Source organism: Rhizobium arsenicireducens (assembly GCF_964021225.1).
Genome location: NZ_CAXHYK020000001.1, coordinates 3,793,636 through 3,811,870, shown reverse-complemented (window position 1 = coordinate 3,811,870; position 18,235 = coordinate 3,793,636). Strand labels below are relative to the sequence as shown.

Annotated in this window: 12 protein-coding genes; 8 read left to right on the top strand and 4 right to left on the bottom strand. The window is 62.4% G+C overall.

All coding sequences use genetic code 11. The features are described 5' to 3' along the window. Nucleotides 1-17: 17 nt before the first annotated feature. Both ACWPVA_RS18710 and ACWPVA_RS18705 read right to left on the bottom strand, forming a co-directional pair. A complete protein-coding gene (locus tag ACWPVA_RS18710) occupies nt 18-218 on the bottom strand; it encodes a YgaP family membrane protein (RefSeq protein ID WP_454289105.1) in 201 nt (66 codons plus the stop codon). Between the two features lie 178 nt (nt 219-396). Further along, on the bottom strand, nt 397-735 hold the full coding sequence (locus ACWPVA_RS18705) for a hypothetical protein (protein WP_454289662.1): 339 nt from the start codon (nt 733-735) through the stop codon (nt 397-399). On the opposite strand from ACWPVA_RS18705, the gene ACWPVA_RS18700 reads away from it, so the two are divergent. From ACWPVA_RS18700 to ACWPVA_RS18690, 3 genes are all read left to right on the top strand, one after another. After that, nucleotides 695-1,792, top strand: coding sequence for an MFS transporter (locus ACWPVA_RS18700; protein ID WP_454289642.1), 1,098 nt, complete (start codon nt 695-697; stop codon nt 1,790-1,792). The two genes, ACWPVA_RS18705 and ACWPVA_RS18700, sit on opposite strands and share 41 nt — an antisense overlap. 225 nt (nt 1,793-2,017) lie before the next feature. Then, a complete protein-coding gene (ispG, locus tag ACWPVA_RS18695; protein WP_454289104.1) occupies nt 2,018-3,268 on the top strand; it encodes a flavodoxin-dependent (E)-4-hydroxy-3-methylbut-2-enyl-diphosphate synthase in 1,251 nt (416 codons plus the stop codon). 77 nt (nt 3,269-3,345) lie between these two features. Continuing rightward, the gene (locus ACWPVA_RS18690; protein ID WP_454289103.1) at nt 3,346-4,011 is read left to right on the top strand and encodes an OmpA family protein; all 666 of its coding nucleotides are present in this window, start codon (nt 3,346-3,348) and stop codon (nt 4,009-4,011) included. A 137-nt stretch (nt 4,012-4,148) separates the two neighbouring features. Here ACWPVA_RS18690 and pyc read toward each other — a convergent pair whose 3' ends face one another. Together pyc and ACWPVA_RS18680 are read right to left on the bottom strand one after the other, a co-directional pair. Next, nucleotides 4,149-7,610 carry a pyruvate carboxylase gene (pyc, locus tag ACWPVA_RS18685; protein WP_454289102.1) on the bottom strand — a complete coding sequence of 1,154 codons (3,462 nt, stop codon included), beginning with the start codon at nt 7,608-7,610 and terminating at the stop codon, nt 4,149-4,151. A 112-nt stretch (nt 7,611-7,722) separates the two neighbouring features. Beyond that, nucleotides 7,723-8,463, bottom strand: a complete 741-nt coding sequence (locus ACWPVA_RS18680; RefSeq protein ID WP_454289101.1) for a LuxR family transcriptional regulator — start codon at nt 8,461-8,463, stop codon at nt 7,723-7,725. 330 nt (nt 8,464-8,793) lie between these two features. On the opposite strand from ACWPVA_RS18680, the gene ACWPVA_RS18675 reads away from it, so the two are divergent. From ACWPVA_RS18675 to ACWPVA_RS18655, 5 genes are all read left to right on the top strand, one after another. Beyond that, nucleotides 8,794-10,533, top strand: a complete 1,740-nt coding sequence (locus ACWPVA_RS18675; protein ID WP_454289100.1) for a glucan ABC transporter ATP-binding protein/ permease — start codon at nt 8,794-8,796, stop codon at nt 10,531-10,533. 207 nt (nt 10,534-10,740) lie between these two features. Then, complete coding sequence (locus ACWPVA_RS18670; protein ID WP_454289099.1) at nt 10,741-12,003, top strand: outer membrane protein; 1,263 nt, start codon at nt 10,741-10,743, stop codon at nt 12,001-12,003. Between the two features lie 174 nt (nt 12,004-12,177). Continuing rightward, a complete protein-coding gene (locus ACWPVA_RS18665) occupies nt 12,178-13,173 on the top strand; it encodes an MDR family oxidoreductase (protein ID WP_454289098.1) in 996 nt (331 codons plus the stop codon). A gap of 269 nt (nt 13,174-13,442) precedes the next feature. Next, entirely contained in the window at nt 13,443-14,714 is a 1,272-nt protein-coding gene (locus ACWPVA_RS18660) for a metallophosphoesterase family protein (protein WP_454289097.1), read from the top strand. Next, complete coding sequence (locus ACWPVA_RS18655) at nt 14,711-18,205, top strand: AAA family ATPase (protein WP_454289096.1); 3,495 nt, start codon at nt 14,711-14,713, stop codon at nt 18,203-18,205. Before ACWPVA_RS18660 ends, ACWPVA_RS18655 begins: the two co-directional genes overlap by 4 nt. Nucleotides 18,206-18,235: the final 30 nt, after the last annotated feature.

The window sequence follows — 18,235 nt, the reverse complement described above, 5'->3', positions numbered from 1 at the left end:
CCTTTGAACAGGTATGCTCAGAACGCGCAGCCAGCGCGAAAGCCGAGCTTCTTGAAGATCGCCGCCGCCGGGCAGAAGCCGGTAAAGGCTGACTGAAACATGTTAGCGCCGATGAACACGGTGAACCACATGAAATACGGATGGACAAAAGCCGTCAGAAGAACGGAAACCAGAACCATTACGCCGGCAAAGGCCAGCACGGCACGATCGAGAGACATAGCAACCTCCATGGATATATATCTACATATATTCGTATATACGATGGTTGTCGCAGTCGCAAGAGCTATTTGCAGTGGTCCCGGATGAAGATAGGCGTCAGGCGACAACACCCTGTCTGAACGGATGGTTGTTCTCCCGTATGGGGCTTAGAGCCCGGACTTTTTGCAAGGCGCGGCATCAAGGACTTGCACGTTCGGCCAGTGCGATGAACGGCATCATTCCCATCAGATCCGAGCAGGAAGCAAATCCTTCCGAGGTCGGTTCAGTTGCGCTTGCAGTTTTCGGACGGAAACAAAATGTGAAACTGCCGCGGGCGTTTGCCGTTGCCGTTTCAATCGATTTAAATAGAGTGCCGCAAGAATTCCAGGAGAGGGCGATGGCGGAGACGACCAACGACGGTGGCGCGCAGGTGCGCGGCAGATATTTCACCAGGACGCGGGCAGCGGTTTCGCTGCTGTTTTTTCTGAACGGCCTGATGATGGGGGCCTGGGCGCCGAAAATTCCGATTTTCGCCAAGGCGCTTTCCTTGAGCGAGGCGCATCTCGGCATCATGCTGTTCGTTTTCGGCATTGGGTCCTTGTTGATGATGCCTATCGCCGGCGTACAGATCGCGCGGTTCGGCTCGAGCCGCGTGGTCCTGACGGCCGCGGTTCTGTTTATCCCGACGATCATCGGTGTCACCCTGATGACTTCACTCTGGGCCGGCGCCTTTGCAATCTTCCTATTTGGCGGCTTGAGCGGAGCAATGGACGTGGCGATGAATGCCAATGCCGTTGAAGTCGAACGCTCGATGCGCCGTTCGATCATGTCGTCCTGCCACGCTTTCTGGAGTCTGGGGGGCCTCGTGGGAGCGGCGACCGGCGGTCTGCTGATCACGGCGCTAGGCGCGCTCGGCCACGCGCTGCTGGTGGCCGGCGTCGCGGTCGCTCTCCTAGCGATTGCCCGACCGATGATCCTCGTCGACCGGCCGCATCCCTCCGAACGCCGTGAGCGCACGAGACTGCCGCTTTCGCCGCTCCCTTGGCTCATCGGGCTCGTCGCCCTTTTTTCGATGATCCCGGAGGGAGCGATCCTCGACTGGGGTGCGCTCTATCTCGGGAATGAACTGTCCGCATCGACGGCGCATTCGGGCTTTGCTTTCGCCGCCTTCTCGCTTGCCATGGCGGCGATGCGCTTTGCCGGCGATCTGGTGCGCGACCGGCTCGGCGCAGTGACGACGCTCCGGCTCTGCACGATCGCATCCTTCGTCGGCCTGATCATCGCAGGCCAGGCACCCAGCATCACGATCGCCCTGATCGGATTCGGCATTGCCGGCATCGGCATCTCCAATATGGTGCCGATCGCCTTTTCCGCCGGCGGCAATATTCCGGGCCTCGCACCGGGGATCGGCCTCTCGGTTGTGACTTCGCTCGGCTATTCCGGGATCCTCATGGCGCCGTCAATCATCGGTTTCATCGCCGAATACACGTCCCTTTCAACCGTCTATACCGCGCTCTCGCTGCTCAATCTGGTGGTACTGGCTCTTTCCGGATTGGCGCGCCACGCCGACCGGGTCAGCGTGGCGCGGCACTAGCCATCAGGCGTCTCCACCCAGCGTATCGCCTCACTGCTTTTTGAAGCGACCGAAGGCATGAAGATGCGTATGTCGGGCATGGACGAGTTGCTGGCCGAGCTCTCCGACCTGGCCGGCGGTTGGTCGGTCCGTTCACTCGTTGGCCGTGGTTTAGCTCATGGTTGACAAGCGCACGTGTTTGATCCACCTCATTTTCATCATTTTCCTGCCGTTCAAGGGCATCCCATGATTTCCGCAGACGAGTTCGATCCCAAGCCACGCCGCAAAACCGTCGCCGTCGATGTCGGCGGCGTGATCGTCGGTGGCAGCGCTCCGGTCGTTGTGCAGTCGATGACGAATACAGACACGGCCGACATCGACGCCACCGTGAAACAGGTGGCCGAACTGTTCAAGGCCGGTTCGGAAATCGTGCGCATCACCGTGGACCGGGACGAAAGCGCTGCCGCCGTGCCGAAAATCCGCGAGCGACTGCTTCGTCTCGGGCTGGACGTACCTTTGGTCGGCGACTTCCACTACATCGGCCATAAATTGCTGGCCGACCATCCGGCCTGCGCCGAAGCGCTGGCAAAATACCGGATCAATCCGGGCAATGTCGGCTTCAAGGACAAGAAGGACAAGCAGTTCGCCGACATCGTCGAGATGGCGATCCGCTATGGCAAGCCGGTGCGCATCGGCGTCAACTGGGGCTCGCTCGACCAGGAACTGCTGACCCGGCTGATGGACCAGAACCAGGCGGAGGGCTTCCCACTCTCGGCGCGCCAGGTGACGCGCGAGGCGATCGTCCAGTCGGCTCTGCTGTCCGCCGAACTCGCCGAGGAGATCGGCCTGCCGCGATCGAAGATCATCCTGTCCGCCAAGGTTTCCCAGGTTCAGGACCTGATTGCCGTCTATTCGATGCTGGCCGACCGCTCCGACCACGCGCTCCATCTCGGACTGACAGAGGCCGGCATGGGCTCCAAGGGCATCGTCGCCTCCGCAGCGGCCATGGGTTATGTCCTGCAGCACGGGATCGGCGATACGATCCGCGTTTCGCTGACCCCCGAACCGAATGGCGACCGTACCCGCGAAGTGCAGGTGGCGCAGGAAATTTTGCAGGTCATGGGCTTCCGCCAGTTCGTGCCCGTCGTCGCCGCCTGCCCCGGCTGCGGCCGCACCACGTCCACCGTATTCCAGGAGCTCGCCCAGAAGATCGAACAAGACCTGCGCAAGAACATGCCGGTCTGGCGCGAGAAATACCCAGGCGTCGAGGCGCTCAACGTCGCGGTCATGGGCTGCATCGTCAACGGGCCGGGCGAGAGCAAGCACGCCGACATCGGCATATCGCTGCCGGGCACCGGTGAAACGCCAGCCGCCCCGGTGTTCATCGACGGAAAGAAGGCGATGACCTTGCGCGGTGCGAATATCGCCGCCGATTTCGAGGCGTTGGTGATCGACTACATCGACAAGCGCTATGGGCGGAAGAGCGCAGCCGAGTAGTTCAACCTCCGATAACTTGATATTGCCGCATTTGGCTTGTTGACCGAGAAGAGAATTTTCCTGGAGTGATTCCGACGATGATCAAGAAAATGTCGATCCTCGCGTTCGCCGCGATCTATCTGACCGCCTGCACCACGACCGATCCCTATACCGGCCAGCAAAAAACATCCAACCTGGCTGGCGGTGCGGTTCTGGGTGCCGCACTCGGCGCGGTCGGCGGCGCGGTGATCGGCGGCGGCGGCCGCGACAGCCGAAATGGCGCACTCATCGGCGCTGGCATCGGTGCCCTGGCCGGCGGCGCGATCGGCAATTACATGGACAATCAGGAGGCCGAGCTCAGGGCTCAACTACAAGGCACCGGCATCTCTGTCACCCGCGTCGGTGACCGGATCATCCTCAATATGCCGTCCAACATCACCTTTGCGACTGACCAGGACCAGGTCATGCCGCAGTTCTATCCGACGCTCAATTCGGTAGCGATCGTGTTGCGCAAGTTCGAAAAGACGCTGATCGACGTCAACGGCCATACCGATTCGACCGGCAGCGTCGCTCACAACGAGGCGCTCTCCGAGCGCCGCGCATCATCGGTTGCGAACTATCTCAATTCGCAGGGCGTCGATCCGCGGCGCGTTTCCGCCCTCGGTTTCGGCCCCAGCCAGCCGGTCGCATCGAATGCCACGGCGGACGGCCGTGCACAGAACCGGCGCGTCGAGATCCAGATCTCACCGCTGAAGGCCGGCTGATAGGCTGACATTCGAGAGAACATCAACGGGTCGCCGCCAAGGCGGCGCTCTGAGAATGAGAGGCCGGAACATCCGTCGCGATGTTCCGGCCTCATTCGTCATGCCACGTTCTTGTCTTGCATGGAAAGCTCGATAGCTCAGGCGGCGAAGACGACCAGGAGATCCTTCGCATCGATCTGGTCGCCGGTCTTGACCAGCACTTCGGCGATCGTGCCGTCGCGGTCGGCATGGAGCGCCGTTTCCATCTTCATCGCCTCGATCGACACCAGCACGTCGCCCGCCTTGACGGCGAGCCCGGCGGAAATCGCCACGGTGGAAATGACGCCCGGCATTGGCGCGCCGACATGGGCCGCGTTGGACGGATCGGCCTTGCGGCGTGCGGCACTGCCGGCCGCCCCATGGGCACGATCCGGCACCTTGATGCGGCGGGGCTGGCCGTTCAGCTCGAAGAACACGGTGACCAGGCCCTTGTCGTCGGTGGCGCCCATCGCCTGGTTGACGATGACCAGTGTCTTGCCCTTTTCGAGATGGACGAACAGTTCCTCGCCAGCCGGGAGACCGTAGAAATAGCGGGGTGTCGGCAGCACGGAGACCGGTCCGTAGGTGTCGGCCGCCAGAGCATAGTCAGTGAAGACCTTGGGATACATGAGGTAGGAGGCGAGCTCGAAATCGTTCACTTCACGGCCGAGCTTTTCTTCGATCGCCTCGCGCTCGGCATCGAGGTCGGTATCCTCAAGCAGGGAGCCCGGACGGACCGTATAGAAGGGCTCGCCCTTCAGCGCCTTCTTCTGCAGGCCTTCGGGCCAACCGATCGGCGGCTGACCCAGATCGCCGCGCAGCATGGAAACCACCGATTCAGGGAAGGACACTTCCTTGCCGGGATCGACGACATCCTCGACAGTCAGGTCCTGGCTGACCATCATCAGCGCCATGTCGCCGACCACCTTGGACGAGGGCGTCACCTTGACGATGTCGCCGAACATCTGGTTGGCGTCCGCATAGGCCTGGGCCACTTCGTGCCAGCGCGTCTCCAGCCCGAGCGAACGGGCCTGTTCCTTGAGGTTGGTGAACTGGCCGCCCGGCATTTCATGCAGGTAGACTTCCGAAGCCGGCCCCTTAAGATCGCTCTCAAAGGCGGCGTACTGGTTGCGCACAGCTTCCCAGTAGAAGGAAAGCCTCCGGATCCAGTGCGGGTCGAGGCCCGGATCGCGCTCGGAGCCGCGCAGGGCTTCGACGATCGAACCGAGGCAGGGCTGTGAGGTATTGCCCGACAGGCTGTCCATCGCCGCATCAACCGCATCGACGCCCGCATCGACCGCAGCAAGAACGGTCGCAGCCGAGATGCCCGATGTGTCGTGGGTGTGGAAATGGATCGGCAAACTCGTCGCCTCGCGCAGCGCCTTGAACAGGATCTTGGCAGCCGCCGGCTTCAGCAGGCCGGCCATGTCCTTGACGGCAATGATATGGGCGCCGGCCTTTTCCAGTTCGGCCGCAAGCGCCGTGTAGTATTTCAGGTCATATTTCGGCCGGGCGGCATTGAGGATGTCGCCGGTATAGCAGATCGCTGCCTCGCAGAGCTTGTTCTCCTCAGCGACCGCATCCATCGACACGCGCATGTTCTCGACCCAGTTCAGGCAGTCGAACACGCGGAAGAGATCGATGCCGCCGGCTGCCGCCTGGCGGACGAAGTACTTCACCACATTGTCGGAATAGTTCTTGTAGCCGACGCCGTTGGCGCCTCGGAGCAGCATCTGCAGAAGCAGGTTCGGCGCGCCCTCGCGGATCAGCGCCAGGCGCTCCCACGGGTCTTCGGTGAGGAAGCGCATCGACACGTCGAAGGTCGCGCCGCCCCAGCATTCGAGTGACAGCAGGTTCGGCAGCGCCCGGGCATAGGCGCCGGCGGCACGCGCGATGTCATGGGTGCGCATGCGGGTGGCGAGCAGCGACTGGTGACCGTCGCGCATCGTCGTATCGGTCATCAGCACGCGGGTTTGGCCGCGCATCCATTCGGCGAACTTGACCGGGCCGAGCGTGTCGAGCAGCTGCTTGGTGCCGTCCGGGATCGGGGCATCAATGTAGGGAACAATCGGCTCTGCCGCATCTTCCGGCGGACGCGGACGGCCCTTGGCCTCGGGATGACCGTTGACCGTGACGTCAGCCAGATAGGTCAGCAGCTTGGTGGCGCGGTCCTGACGCTTGACCTGGGCAAACAGTTCGGGCGTCGTATCGATGAAGCGTGTGGTGTAGCTGTTGTCGCGGAACTGCGGATGACTGATGATCGCCTCGAGGAAGGTGAGGTTGGTGGCGACGCCACGAATACGAAATTCCCGCAACGCTCGGTCCATGCGCTGGATCGCCTCCTGCGGCGTCGGCGCCCAGGCGGTGACCTTTTCCAACAGCGGATCGTAATAGCGGGTGATGACCGCGCCGGAATAGGCGGTGCCGCCGTCAAGCCGGATGCCGAAGCCGGTAGCACCACGATAGGCAGTGATCCGGCCGTAATCCGGGATGAAGTTTTGCTCGGGGTCTTCGGTAGTAATACGGCACTGCAGAGCATGCCCGTTGAGGCGGATATCGGACTGGGCAGGAACACCCAATTCCGCCGTGCCGATGGCATGGCCATCAAGAATGTGGATCTGCGCTTTGACAATGTCGATGCCGGTCACGACTTCTGTAACCGTATGCTCGACCTGGATGCGCGGATTGACCTCGATGAAGTAGAACCTGCCAGTATCGGCATCCATCAGATACTCGACCGTGCCCGCGCCGATATAATTCGTCGCCCGCGCAATCTTGAGGGAATATTCCGCGAGTTCCTGACGCTGGGCCTCGGAAAGATAGGGGGCCGGCGCCCGCTCCACGACCTTTTGGTTGCGGCGCTGGATCGAGCAGTCGCGCTCGAACAGATGGACGGCATTGCCGTGCGTGTCGCCGAGGATCTGGCTTTCGACATGGCGGGCGCGTTCGACGAGCTTTTCGAGATAGACCTCGTCCTTGCCGAAGGCGGCCATCGCCTCGCGTTTGGCCTCGATGACTTCGCGAGCGAGATCCTTCGGATCGCGAATCGCGCGCATGCCGCGGCCGCCACCGCCCCAGGAGGCCTTCAGCATCACCGGATACCCGATTTCCTCGGCCATCCGCGCCACTTCCGCCATGTCGTCCGGCAACGGGCTGGTGGCGGGCACTACCGGCACGCCGACCGAAATGGCCAGATTTCGCGCCGCGACCTTGTTTCCGAGCTGACGCATGGTTTCGGCGCGTGGGCCGATAAAGATGATACCGGCCTTGTCACAGGCCTCGACGAACTCCGGGCTTTCCGACAGCAGGCCGTAGCCGGGATGAATCGCATCGGCGCCCGAAAGCTTGGCCACCCGGATGATTTCGTCGATCGAAAGATAGCTTTCGATCGGGCCGAGTTCACGGGAGAGGTGCGGGCCGCGGCCAACCTGGTAGCTCTCGTCCGCCTTGAAGCGGTGCAGCGAGAGCTTGTCTTCCTCGGCCCAGATCGCGACCGTCTTCAATCCCAACTCATTGGCGGCGCGGAAGACCCGGATTGCGATTTCAGATCGATTGGCAACGAGAATCTTTGAAATGGACAAATCGGTCTCCTCAGTCGATGGCCACGGAATGCTGCACTGCGAAACCCCCATAGCCGTTTGTCACGAAGAGTTCAATTTCTCCGATTGATGGATGCCATGTTTCTGCCGAAAATCAGGTAATCAAGCCCATCCTGAAGGCCAGAGCCACGACATGCTGCCGGTTCTTCGCATTGAGCTTGTCCTGAATGCCGTTCATGTACCAGTCAACCGTATGGTTGGAGATCTTCAGGATCTTGCTGATGTCGTTCGACGTCATACCGTCGGCGAGGTAGTTCAGCACTTCCATCTCGCGCCGCGTCATGCGGGCATCGACCTGCGTCGCCCCCTGCAGAGATCTGGTCTCTCCACGGAGTTCGAGCACGCGCCAGAATGCCTTCTTGGCAACCGCATCGAAGAGCGTCATTTCGACCGGCGACAGGTCGACGGGCCTGCCGCCGAGCGTCATGTTGCCGAGCAGCCCGTTGCGCCCGTGAACTGGGAAAATATAGCCGTCCTGCAGGCCAAAACGGAGCGATTCGATCATCATTCGCTCCATGCGCTTGCGATGCGGATCGCTCTTGAATGCGGTGACCGTTTCGCTCCAGCGGAAGCCTTTCTGGGCCTGCCCGAGATAACGGATCGTGGGATCGATCAACACGAATTTCTTGGCGATGTAGGTCTCGGGCCACCCCTCCGGCCAGCGTCCCGCCAGGACAAGTTTCATCGGGTCTTCATGTGGCTTCGGCTGACGGATGAGCCCGTAATAGTCGAAGCGATAATGCCGCAGCAGTGTCTCCAACTCGCCGACGACCTCCTCGGATGTCCGGCACTCGTCCGCGACAACCAGGAACTGGATCAATTGATTAATACTCAAACCTACCCCCCATATTCGCCTCGCTCGCGAGACCACGAAAAAGCCATACGGTACCGATCTCTATCGGAGTGAGCCGTTCGGAAGGCGTGCATAAGCTACATAAACTCTAAGGAGGCACTTAAATCCGACATCCGAAATCTAGCCATTCCCGCGAAATCTGACCTGCCGATACGGCCAGGTCGCATCGGCCGCGCCAAGCCGGGTGCGCCGAGAAAAACTGCAGGCAGGAATCGGCGCGCTACGCGCACTATGGCATATCCCCTTGCCAGTTTATAAGAAAAACGCTTCAAGCTGCGACGACCGTTTCGGTCGCTCGATGAGGAAACCCAATTGTCCTTGTTTCAAGTATACATCAAGGCTCTGAGATACCTGGCGGCCTTCCGCTTCCGGGTAACACTGGTCGTGATCGCCAATATTGTCCTGGCGATGATCACCATTATCGAGCCTATCCTTTTCGGGCGCATCATCGATGCGATCTCGGAAAAGGGCGATGCGAAAACCATGCTGATCGCCTGGGGTGGCTTCGGAGTATTCAACACGATCGCCTATGTTCTGGTTGCCCGCGAGGCCGACCGGCTGGCGCATGGCCGGCGCGCCGACCTTTTGACCGAAGCCTTCGGCCGCATCATTTCCATGCCGCTCAGCTGGCACCATCAGCGTGGCACCTCCAACGCTCTGCACACCCTGCTGCGCGCCAGCGAAACCCTTTTCGGCCTTTGGCTCGAATTCATGCGGACCCACCTAGCAACTGTCGTGGCGCTCGCTCTCCTCATCCCGACGGCCTTTTCCATGGACTGGCGGCTGTCCTCCGTCCTCGTTGTGCTCAGCGTCCTTTATATTCTGATCGGTAAAACCGTGATGAACCGCACAAAGGAAGGCCAGGCTTCGGTCGAAAGCCACTATCACACGGTCTTCTCGCATGTCAGCGACTCGATCAGCAATGTTTCGGTGCTGCACAGCTACAACCGGATCGAAGCCGAGACCCGTGCGTTGAAGCAGTATGCCCAGCAGTTGCTCGCCGCCCAGTATCCTGTCCTCGACTGGTGGGCGATTGCCAGCGCGCTCAACCGTATCGCCTCCACCGTCTCCATGCTGGTGATCCTGGTCATCGGCACGATCCTCGTGCAGAACGGTGAACTGAGGGTCGGCGACATCATTGCCTTTACCGGTTTTGCCGGTCTCCTGATCGGCCGCCTCGACCAAATGCGCCAGTTCGCGACGCAGATCTTCGAAGCCCGAGCCAAGCTCGTGGACTTCTATAAGCTCGAGGATGCCGTGCAGGAGCGCGAAGAACCAGCCGGCGCCTCGGAACTCACCGATGTCAGGGGCGACGTCGAGTTCCGCAATGTTTCCTTCGACTTCGCCAACACGACCCAGGGCGTGCACGACATCTCGTTTTCGGTGAAAGCCGGGCAAATGATCGCTATCGTCGGGCCAACCGGGGCCGGCAAGACCACGCTGATCAACCTCCTGCAAAGGGTCCACGAACCGCAGCAGGGCTCGATTTTGATCGACGGCACGGACATAAGAACGGTCACCCGCAAATCGCTGCGCCATTCGATCGCCACGGTGTTCCAGGATGCCGGACTGCTGAACCGCTCAATTCAGGAGAATATCCAGCTCGGTCGCGAGGACGCCAGCGACGAGGAAATCCTGAAAGCAGCCGAAGCAGCTGCGGCCACTGATTTCATCGAGAGCCGTTTGAGCGGTATCGCGACCATGGTCGGCGAGCGCGGCAACCGGCTGTCGGGCGGCGAGCGCCAGCGCATCGCGATTGCCCGCGCCATCCTCAAGAACGCGCCGATCCTGGTACTCGACGAGGCGACCAGCGCGCTCGACGTGGAAACCGAGGCTCGGGTCAAGGCAGCGATCGACCGCCTGCGCAAGGACCGCACCACCTTCATCATAGCCCACCGCCTGTCCACCGTGCGCGAGGCGGACATCGTACTCTTCCTTGATCACGGCCGGATCATAGAAATGGGCGGCTATGACCAGCTCAGCGCGAGCGGGGGCCGCTTTGCCTCACTACTGAAGACAAGCGGCCTGATTACCGAAGAAAAAACCGCTTGATCGCAACGGTCCGGCAGCATAACCGCCCTCTATTATGGCTAAAACGCATTCGTTTGCCGGCACACGGCGCAAGGTTGCTTCCGCACGGCCCATCGACTTTTTTTAACCCTTTATCAATGAATGGTTTTCGTTTTCCCCAGACTGGCATATTCAGCGACCATTCTAATGTTCTTGGTCGCTGGGTATAATTTTGGGGGATAGCCAAACATGTTTAGACACACTGCCGCCGTTGCAGCGGCACTTCTTTCCACGACTGTCCCGCTTCTGGCCGCCGACATGCTCGAAGGAGTGCCACAGACTGGCTACAATTGGTCCGGCATTTACATAGGCGTCGGCGGAGGCGCCGGGGGGCTGGTTCATGAAGTCGGCATTCCGCTCGTCGATGCTTCCTTCAACGGCATCGGCGCCGAAGGTGCGTTCGGGGAATTCACCGTCGGCTATGACCACCTGCTAAACGAGCGCATGCTGCTCGGCGTCTACGGCACGGCACGTCTCGGCGGCATCAAGAGTGAACTTTCCGCGCTCGGCGGCGTCACGGGCGATATCACCGCCGACTACGGCTTCGACTTGATCGCCCGGGCCGGCTATCTCGCCACGCCAGAGACCCTCGTCTACGTGCTTGGCGGGTACAGCTACCAGCATTTCGAGCTCTCATCGAATCTGGGTGTTTCGACCGACTGGGAAAGCAACGGCTTTACCGCCGGCTTCGGTCTCGAAACGGCATTGTCCGACCGTCTCTCGCTGAAAGGCGAATATCGTTACAGCCAGTATGGCGCCTTCGACCTGCTTTCGCTGGGGCCCGTCAGCATCGAGTCTGAACCGTCTTCGCACACGTTCCATGTCGCCCTGAACTATCGTTTCGCCGCCAGCGGCCCGGCGGTTGCGAGCGGCAGCTTCGGCCCCTCGGCCGTCAACTGGACCGGCTTCTATGTCACCGGCTCGGCGGGTGGCAACGCCCTCGTCCACGAGCTCAGCGTCCCGCCGATCGACACATCGTTCAACGGCATTGGCGGCGAAGGCATATCCGGATCAATCGGCGTCGGCTATGATCACGAATTCTCGAACGGCGTTGTCGCCGGTATCCAGGCGGGTGTCCGCTTTGCCTCGACCGCAACAACGCTGGACGTCGCCGGATTGGTCGATGGCAGCATCGAAGCCGACCGTGGCTATGACGTGATCGGCCGTATCGGCTACAAGCCTGCGGCCTCGACCCTCGTCTACGCTCTCGGTGGCTGGACAAACCAGCATTTCGACATCAGTTCCAACGTGACGGGATCGCTCTACGACTGGTCGGCCAATGGTGTGACCATCGGTGCCGGCATCGAAACGGCCGTGACGGAATCCATCTTCGTCGGAGCGGAGTATCGTTACTCGGTCTACCAGACCGAGGACGTCGCATCTGCCGGCATCCTCGAAATCGATCCGTCCTCGCACACCATCAGCGCGACGCTCAAGTATAAATTCAACTGATCGTCACGCTCCGTTCGGGCAGGTCCCGCCGGTTGGAGCCGGCGGGATTTTTGCGTTTGGCGGGGTGCCTTCCTCTGTGGCATGCTCTGGCGCGCCAGCGCGGAGACGGATCAAACGTGCCACGCCTCCTGTTGGTCACCCAATAGGCATTGCACAGGGCAGGAGAGCAACACTATGAGTGAGACATTCACCGCGATCGTCATCGACAGCGTAGACGGCAAGCCGAAGGCGGGCTTCCGCCAGTTGACGCTGGCCGATCTACCCGACAACGATGTGCTGGTGGAGATCGCCTATTCGACCCTGAACTACAAGGACGGGCTTGCCGTTTCCGGCAAGGGCCGCATCGCGCGTCGCACGCCGATGGTTGCGGGCGCCGATCTCGCCGGCACTGTCGTCTCATCCCGCTCACCGTTGTGGAAGGTCGGCGACAAGGTCGTGCTCAATGGCTTCGGCATGTCGGAGACGGAATGGGGCGGCTACACCCGCTTCCAGAAGGTGAAGGCGGAATGGTTGATGGCCCTTCCCGATGCCTTTACGCTCGAGCAGTCGATGGCGATAGGCACCGCCGGCTATACGGCGGCACTTTGCGTCAATGCACTGGAGGATTGGGGCTCCATCAAGCCGGGCGAAGGCGAGGTCCTGGTCACGGGTGCTGCCGGCGGCGTCGGCTCGGTTGCGGTCAGCCTGCTCGCGGCCAAGGGCTACCGTGTCACCGCCTCGACCGGCAGACCCCAGATGCACGACTATCTCACCTCGCTCGGCGCCACCGCCTTCGTCGATCGCCCCAGTCTGACGGAAATGGGCGCTCCCTTGCAGAAGGAGCGTTGGGCGGGCGCTATCGACAGCGTCGGCTCGACGACACTCGCCAACGTGCTGTCGCAGACTGTCTACGGCGGCGCGGTGGCGGCGTGCGGCCTGGCCGGCGGTGCGGACCTTCCCGCGACGGTCCTGCCGCATATCCTGCGTGGCGTCACGCTGATCGGCGTCGACTCGGTTTTCGCGCCGATGGCCAAGCGTCAGCGCGCCTGGCAGACGCTCGCCGATCACCTAGACCGCGTCCACCTGTCGGCCCTGACGACCTTGGAGCCGATGTCAAAGGTACCGGAACTTGCCGACGCAATCGTCGCCGGGCAAGTCCGCGGCCGCGTCGTCATTGACGTCAGCCGCTGAGCGGCTTGTCTTGCTCGGCAGAAACGGCCCGGGACCGAGGCACAGGCCGCCTGGAACCCGAACACGCTGCACGTCCTGATGCCCACCTCCCAGCGGGACCCCGGTCTTCGATGGTCTTCTGTACGTCACGCGGAACGGTGGCCGGTCAATCATACCGGCCGAAATGACTTGTTACGGCAACCGATGTGCCTATATCGTCAGCGCAGCACCGGCGCGGGTTCGCTGGCTCAGCGGCCTGCCCGCAATGACAAGACCAGAATGAACCGCTGATGGCCTTTCGCTTCGTCCACACCGCCGACATCCATCTCGATTCGCCGCTACGCTCGCTCTCTCTGCGCAACCGATCGCTCGCCCAGCTGATCGGCGATTCGACCCGTCAGGCACTGATTACCATCGTTGATCTCTGCATCGCCGAACAGGTAGATGCGCTTCTCATCGCCGGCGACCTCTATGATGGCGACCAGACGTCGATGAAGACTGCACGCTTCCTTGCCGCGCAGATGCAGCGGCTGGCCGAGGCCGGTATCGCCGTCCACACGATCCGCGGCAACCACGACGCCCTGTCACGCATCACCCAGGAACTGATCCTGCCTCCCTCGGTAAAGGTATATTCGGGTCGCGCCGAAGCGATCGAAGTCGAGAAGGGCGGCCTTGGCATCGCAATTCATGGCCTGAGTTTTGCGCGCCCCCAGGCACCCGAAAGCCTGCTGCCGAAATACCGTCCGCCGCTTCCCGACCGGATCAACATCGGCATCATGCACACCAGCCTTGCCGGCGCGCCCGGACACGACGTCTACGCCCCCTGCAGTCTCGCCGATCTCCAGGCTTCCGGTTTCGACTATTGGGCGCTTGGGCATATCCACCAGCGCAGCCAGTATGCCGGGCGGACCACGGTCGTCATGCCCGGCATGCCCCAGGGGCGTGACATCAACGAAGCAGGTCCGAAAAGTGTTTCGCTGGTGACTGTCCACGACGATTGCAGCGTCACCGTCGAAGAACGCTTGACCAGTATCGCCGAATTCGCCCGCGTCGCGGTCGATCTGAGCGCGACAACGACCTGGTTCGATGTTGTCGAATTGATCGAAAAAGCGGTCGCCGGGGTACGCGGCAAGGCCACCTCCGATCATCTGGTCGCGCGCCTGGCTTTGAGCGGCGTAACACCGCTGGCCTGGCGCTTGCGCCGCGATCGCGACCTGCTGCTGGCCGAGGCCGAGCAGCGTGCCGAGGGGCTCGGTCGCGCCTGGATCGAAAAGATCGAGATCGCGACCCAGGCGCCGGAATCCGTTTCAGGCCAGGCAAGCGCCGATCCATTGGTCGAGCTTGGCGCGCTGATGCACGACGACATCTCGACACGTCACGGACTACGCGAAGAAATCCGCCAGATGGTGAAAGACCTGCGCGACGAACTGCCGCCGGAAAGCCGCGGGTTCACTGGGAGCGACGAGGCTGAATTCGAAGCCTATGTTGACCGGCTGCTCGCAGAGGGTAGCGACGATATAATCGCCCGACTGAAGAGCGATGGCGCGGGGGCAAGCGCATGAGGCTTCGCCGGCTCGATCTGACCCGCTACGGCAAGTTTACCGACTATGCGATCGACTTCGGTGAAGCGGCGACCGGATCTCCCGACCTGCACATCGTCTACGGTCTCAACGAGGCCGGAAAGTCGACTTCGCTGTCGGCCTATCTCGACCTCCTCTACGGCATCGAGGAGCGCAGCCGCTACAATTTCCTCCACGCCTACAACGCCATGCAGATCGGCGGTTGCCTGGAGTTCAACGGCGCATGCCACGAACTGAAGCGTGTGAAACAGCGCGCCAATTCACTGCTCGACGGTCGCGGCGAGCCGGTTCCTGAAGCACTCCTCTCGGTGCCGCTCGCCGGCATAAGCCGCGATGCCTATCGCACCATGTTCTCGCTCGACGATGTCACGCTGGAAGAAGGCGGCAACGCCATCCTGCAGAGCAAGGGCGACCTTGGTGAACTGCTGTTTTCCGCAAGCGCTGGCCTCGCTGGCGTCAGTACGACGCTGAGCGCAATCTCGGACGAGGCCGACAGCCTTTACAAGAAGCGCGCGCGCTCGACGCGGATTGCCGAACTGAAACAGAAGCTCACCGAGTTGAAGGCGAGGCGCGAGGAGATCGACACGCTTGCTTCCGCCCATGGCGCCCTTGTCGCTGCACTCGCCCAGGCCGAGGCGGCCTATGACGAGGCAATGCACGAGCGTGGTACAGCGAGAGCCCGACGCGCAGCAATTGCGCGCCTCTTGCGCGCCCGCCCGCTTGCGGCGGAATACCGCCGGCTGGAAGCCGACTTGGCACAGCGCGCAGACCTGCCTCGCCCACCGGCGGACTGGGCGCATAATCTGCCCAGGTTGATGGAGGAAGAAACCCGCCTCGCCACCCGGCTCGCCGGCATTGAGGCTGACGCCGAGCGCGTGCGGGCCGAGATCGACGCCATTGACCTCGATGAGGGCGTCCTCGCGCTCGCGGACCGCGTCGGTCAGTTGGGCAAGGGACTCGTCCGCTTCGGCGGTGCTGAGGAAGATCTGCCGAAACGGCGGATCGCCCTGGCCGAGCGTCAGGCCTCAATCGCGGCAATCCTTGCCAGGCTGGACCAATCAGGATGCGAGGCGCCCGAAGATCTACTTCTTGCCGCAGCAACCGTCGGCACGCTGCGCGACCTGATCGAAATGCGCTCCGGCGTCGAGGCGAGACTGCAGACCGCAAGCCGCGAACTGGCCGCAGCCAAGTCCGCAAACGAACGTGCCGTCGCCGAGCGCAAAGTCATGGCTGGAGACGACACCATACTTGAGCCGTCGATCATTAGCCGACTTACAACTGCACTGACAGTCATCCGACGAAGCGACCACGCTGCCAGGCTGCGGCTGGCCGAGCGCGGCCTTCCGAATCTCGAGCACCGCTTTCTGGAGCTTGCGCGCCCCCTCGCCACGCTGATGGACGCTGCCGAGGTGGATGGCGAGACGCTGCGCGGCCTTGCCCTCCCCGACCCGCGCCAAGTCGAGGCCTGGCGTACCGCCCTGGCCGCCATCGACAAGCGCATCGCTGGCCATGCCGAACGTCACCGCGAGCTCGTCACCCAACAGAAACAGGCGGAAGCGCGGATAGCCGCCGTTCGGGCCGCCGGTGGATTGATCGACGATGCCGAGGCTGAGAAGGTCCGGAACACGCGCGACGCCGCCTGGATCGGTCATCTGGCTCGCCTCGACAAGGCAAGTGCGGAAGCCTTCGAGGCAGCCATGCGCGCCGACGACCTGACTTCCGCTGCCCGCCTTGCCGCCACGCGCGACCTTGCCGAACTGCGTGGACTGACACAGGAACTCGCGCTCACTATGGCGTCGCTCGCCCGCCAGCAGGAATTGCTGAACGAGGCCAAGGCCGAACGGGAAACCCTCTCCGCCGAGCTTCAGGCCGCCTTGCCGCATACGCTCCTCCGGGCCCCCGACAGCGGCGTCGCATGGCTGCTCTCGCGGATTGACACCATCGCCCGAAGCCGCGCCGATGCGCTGACCATTTGGGACCAACTGGAGGCGACAAGGCGGCAGATCGAGGACGCGCGAGCCGACGCCGAACTCGATCGGGAAGCCCTTGCCGCCGCGATCAAGGCGGCGGGCATCGGCAGCGACAGCGGATCACTGGCCGAAATGGTGGAGGCCGCGGAAGCCGCTGTCGCCGGCCACGCCGCAGGAAAGGCTGCCCGCGAGGCCGCTGACAAGACAGTTGCCGACCTGGAACGCGCCCACGCCGATCGGCAGCGCGCGTTCGAGGAGGCCAATACGGCATCCTCGGACTGGCAGAAACGCTTCACGGCAGCCCTTTCCGAAACCTGGTTCCCCGAGGCAACGTCCGTTGGCGCCGTGCGTGAAATCCTCGAGAGCCTTGCCGAACTTGGCCCCTTGCTGCGCGAACGCGACGAGTTCGCAAGGCGTATCGCCACGATGGAGCGTGATCAGGAGGATTTTTCCGCCGAAGTTCTGGCACTCCTATCGGATCTCGGCGAAACCACAGAGACGGATGCGGTGGCCCGCACCGCAAGCGCGCTTGCCGCCCGTCTGGACAAGGCCCGGCGCGCTGAGGACGCGAAGGCCGACAAGCAGACGGCTCTCGAACGCCTCACCGACACCGAACGGGCGCTGCGGCAGGATCTCGCCGAGCATACCGCCCGCAAGGCGGAGCTGACTGGCTTCTTCCAGGTAGAAACGCTTGCCGATGTGGCCGCCGCGCTGGAGGCGGCTGCCGATCGAAACCGCCAGGAGGTCCGCCTTCGCGCCCTTGCTGAACAGATCCTCTCCGAATTGCCTGAGCGCGCGATCGAAGCAGCCTTGGCGGACCTGGCCGCAACCGATTTCGAGGCGGTTGAACGGGAAGATGCCGAGCTTGCCGCTCGCCTCGATGACCTCGACGAGCGCACCCGCCAACTCTTCGCCGACAAGACCCGCGCCGCCGACCGGTTGGAGGCGATCGGAGGCGGCAGCGAGGTCGCCCGGATCGAGGCGGAACGTCGCACCATTTTCCTCGAGATCGAGGAGCACGCGTCCACCTATCTGCGCCTTAAGAGCGGTGCGCTGATCGCCGGCGAGGCGCTGCGCGCCTATCGCGACAGGCACCGCTCATCGATGATGAAGCGTGCTTCCGAAGCCTTCCGACTGATCACCCGAGGCGACTATACTGGCCTTGCCGCCCAGCCCGACAAGGATCGCGAAACGCTGATCGGACTTTCGCGCCAGGGCGGATCGAAGCTTGCCAGCGAAATGTCGAAGGGCACCCAGTTCCAGCTCTATCTGGCACTGCGCCTTGCCGGCTACGAGGAATTCGCCGCAAGCCGCCCGGCCGTACCCTTCATTGCCGACGACATCATGGAAACCTTTGACGAGCCGCGATCGGAAGAAGTGCTGCGGCTCTTCGGCGAAATGGCGAGGATCGGCCAGGTAATCTACCTCACCCACCACCGCCACCTCTGCGACCTCGCCCGCCAGATCGTGCCGCAGGTCAGGATCCACGAAATCGCCACCTGAGGACCCGGCATCGCGGCTGTCCTTGCTCAG

Excerpts from the sequence above, each read along its gene's own strand:
- ACWPVA_RS18710 (WP_454289105.1), bottom strand. The coding sequence starts at position 218 with ATGTCTCTCGATCGTGCCGTGCTGGCCTTTGCCGGCGTAATGGTTCTG.
- ACWPVA_RS18700 (WP_454289642.1), top strand. The coding sequence starts at position 695 with ATGATGGGGGCCTGGGCGCCGAAAATTCCGATTTTCGCCAAGGCGCTT.
- ispG (WP_454289104.1), top strand. The coding sequence starts at position 2,018 with ATGATTTCCGCAGACGAGTTCGATCCCAAGCCACGCCGCAAAACCGTC.
- ACWPVA_RS18690 (WP_454289103.1), top strand. The coding sequence starts at position 3,346 with ATGATCAAGAAAATGTCGATCCTCGCGTTCGCCGCGATCTATCTGACC.
- ACWPVA_RS18670 (WP_454289099.1), top strand. The coding sequence starts at position 10,741 with ATGTTTAGACACACTGCCGCCGTTGCAGCGGCACTTCTTTCCACGACT.
- ACWPVA_RS18665 (WP_454289098.1), top strand. The coding sequence starts at position 12,178 with ATGAGTGAGACATTCACCGCGATCGTCATCGACAGCGTAGACGGCAAG.
- ACWPVA_RS18660 (WP_454289097.1), top strand. The coding sequence starts at position 13,443 with ATGGCCTTTCGCTTCGTCCACACCGCCGACATCCATCTCGATTCGCCG.
- ACWPVA_RS18655 (WP_454289096.1), top strand. The coding sequence starts at position 14,711 with ATGAGGCTTCGCCGGCTCGATCTGACCCGCTACGGCAAGTTTACCGAC.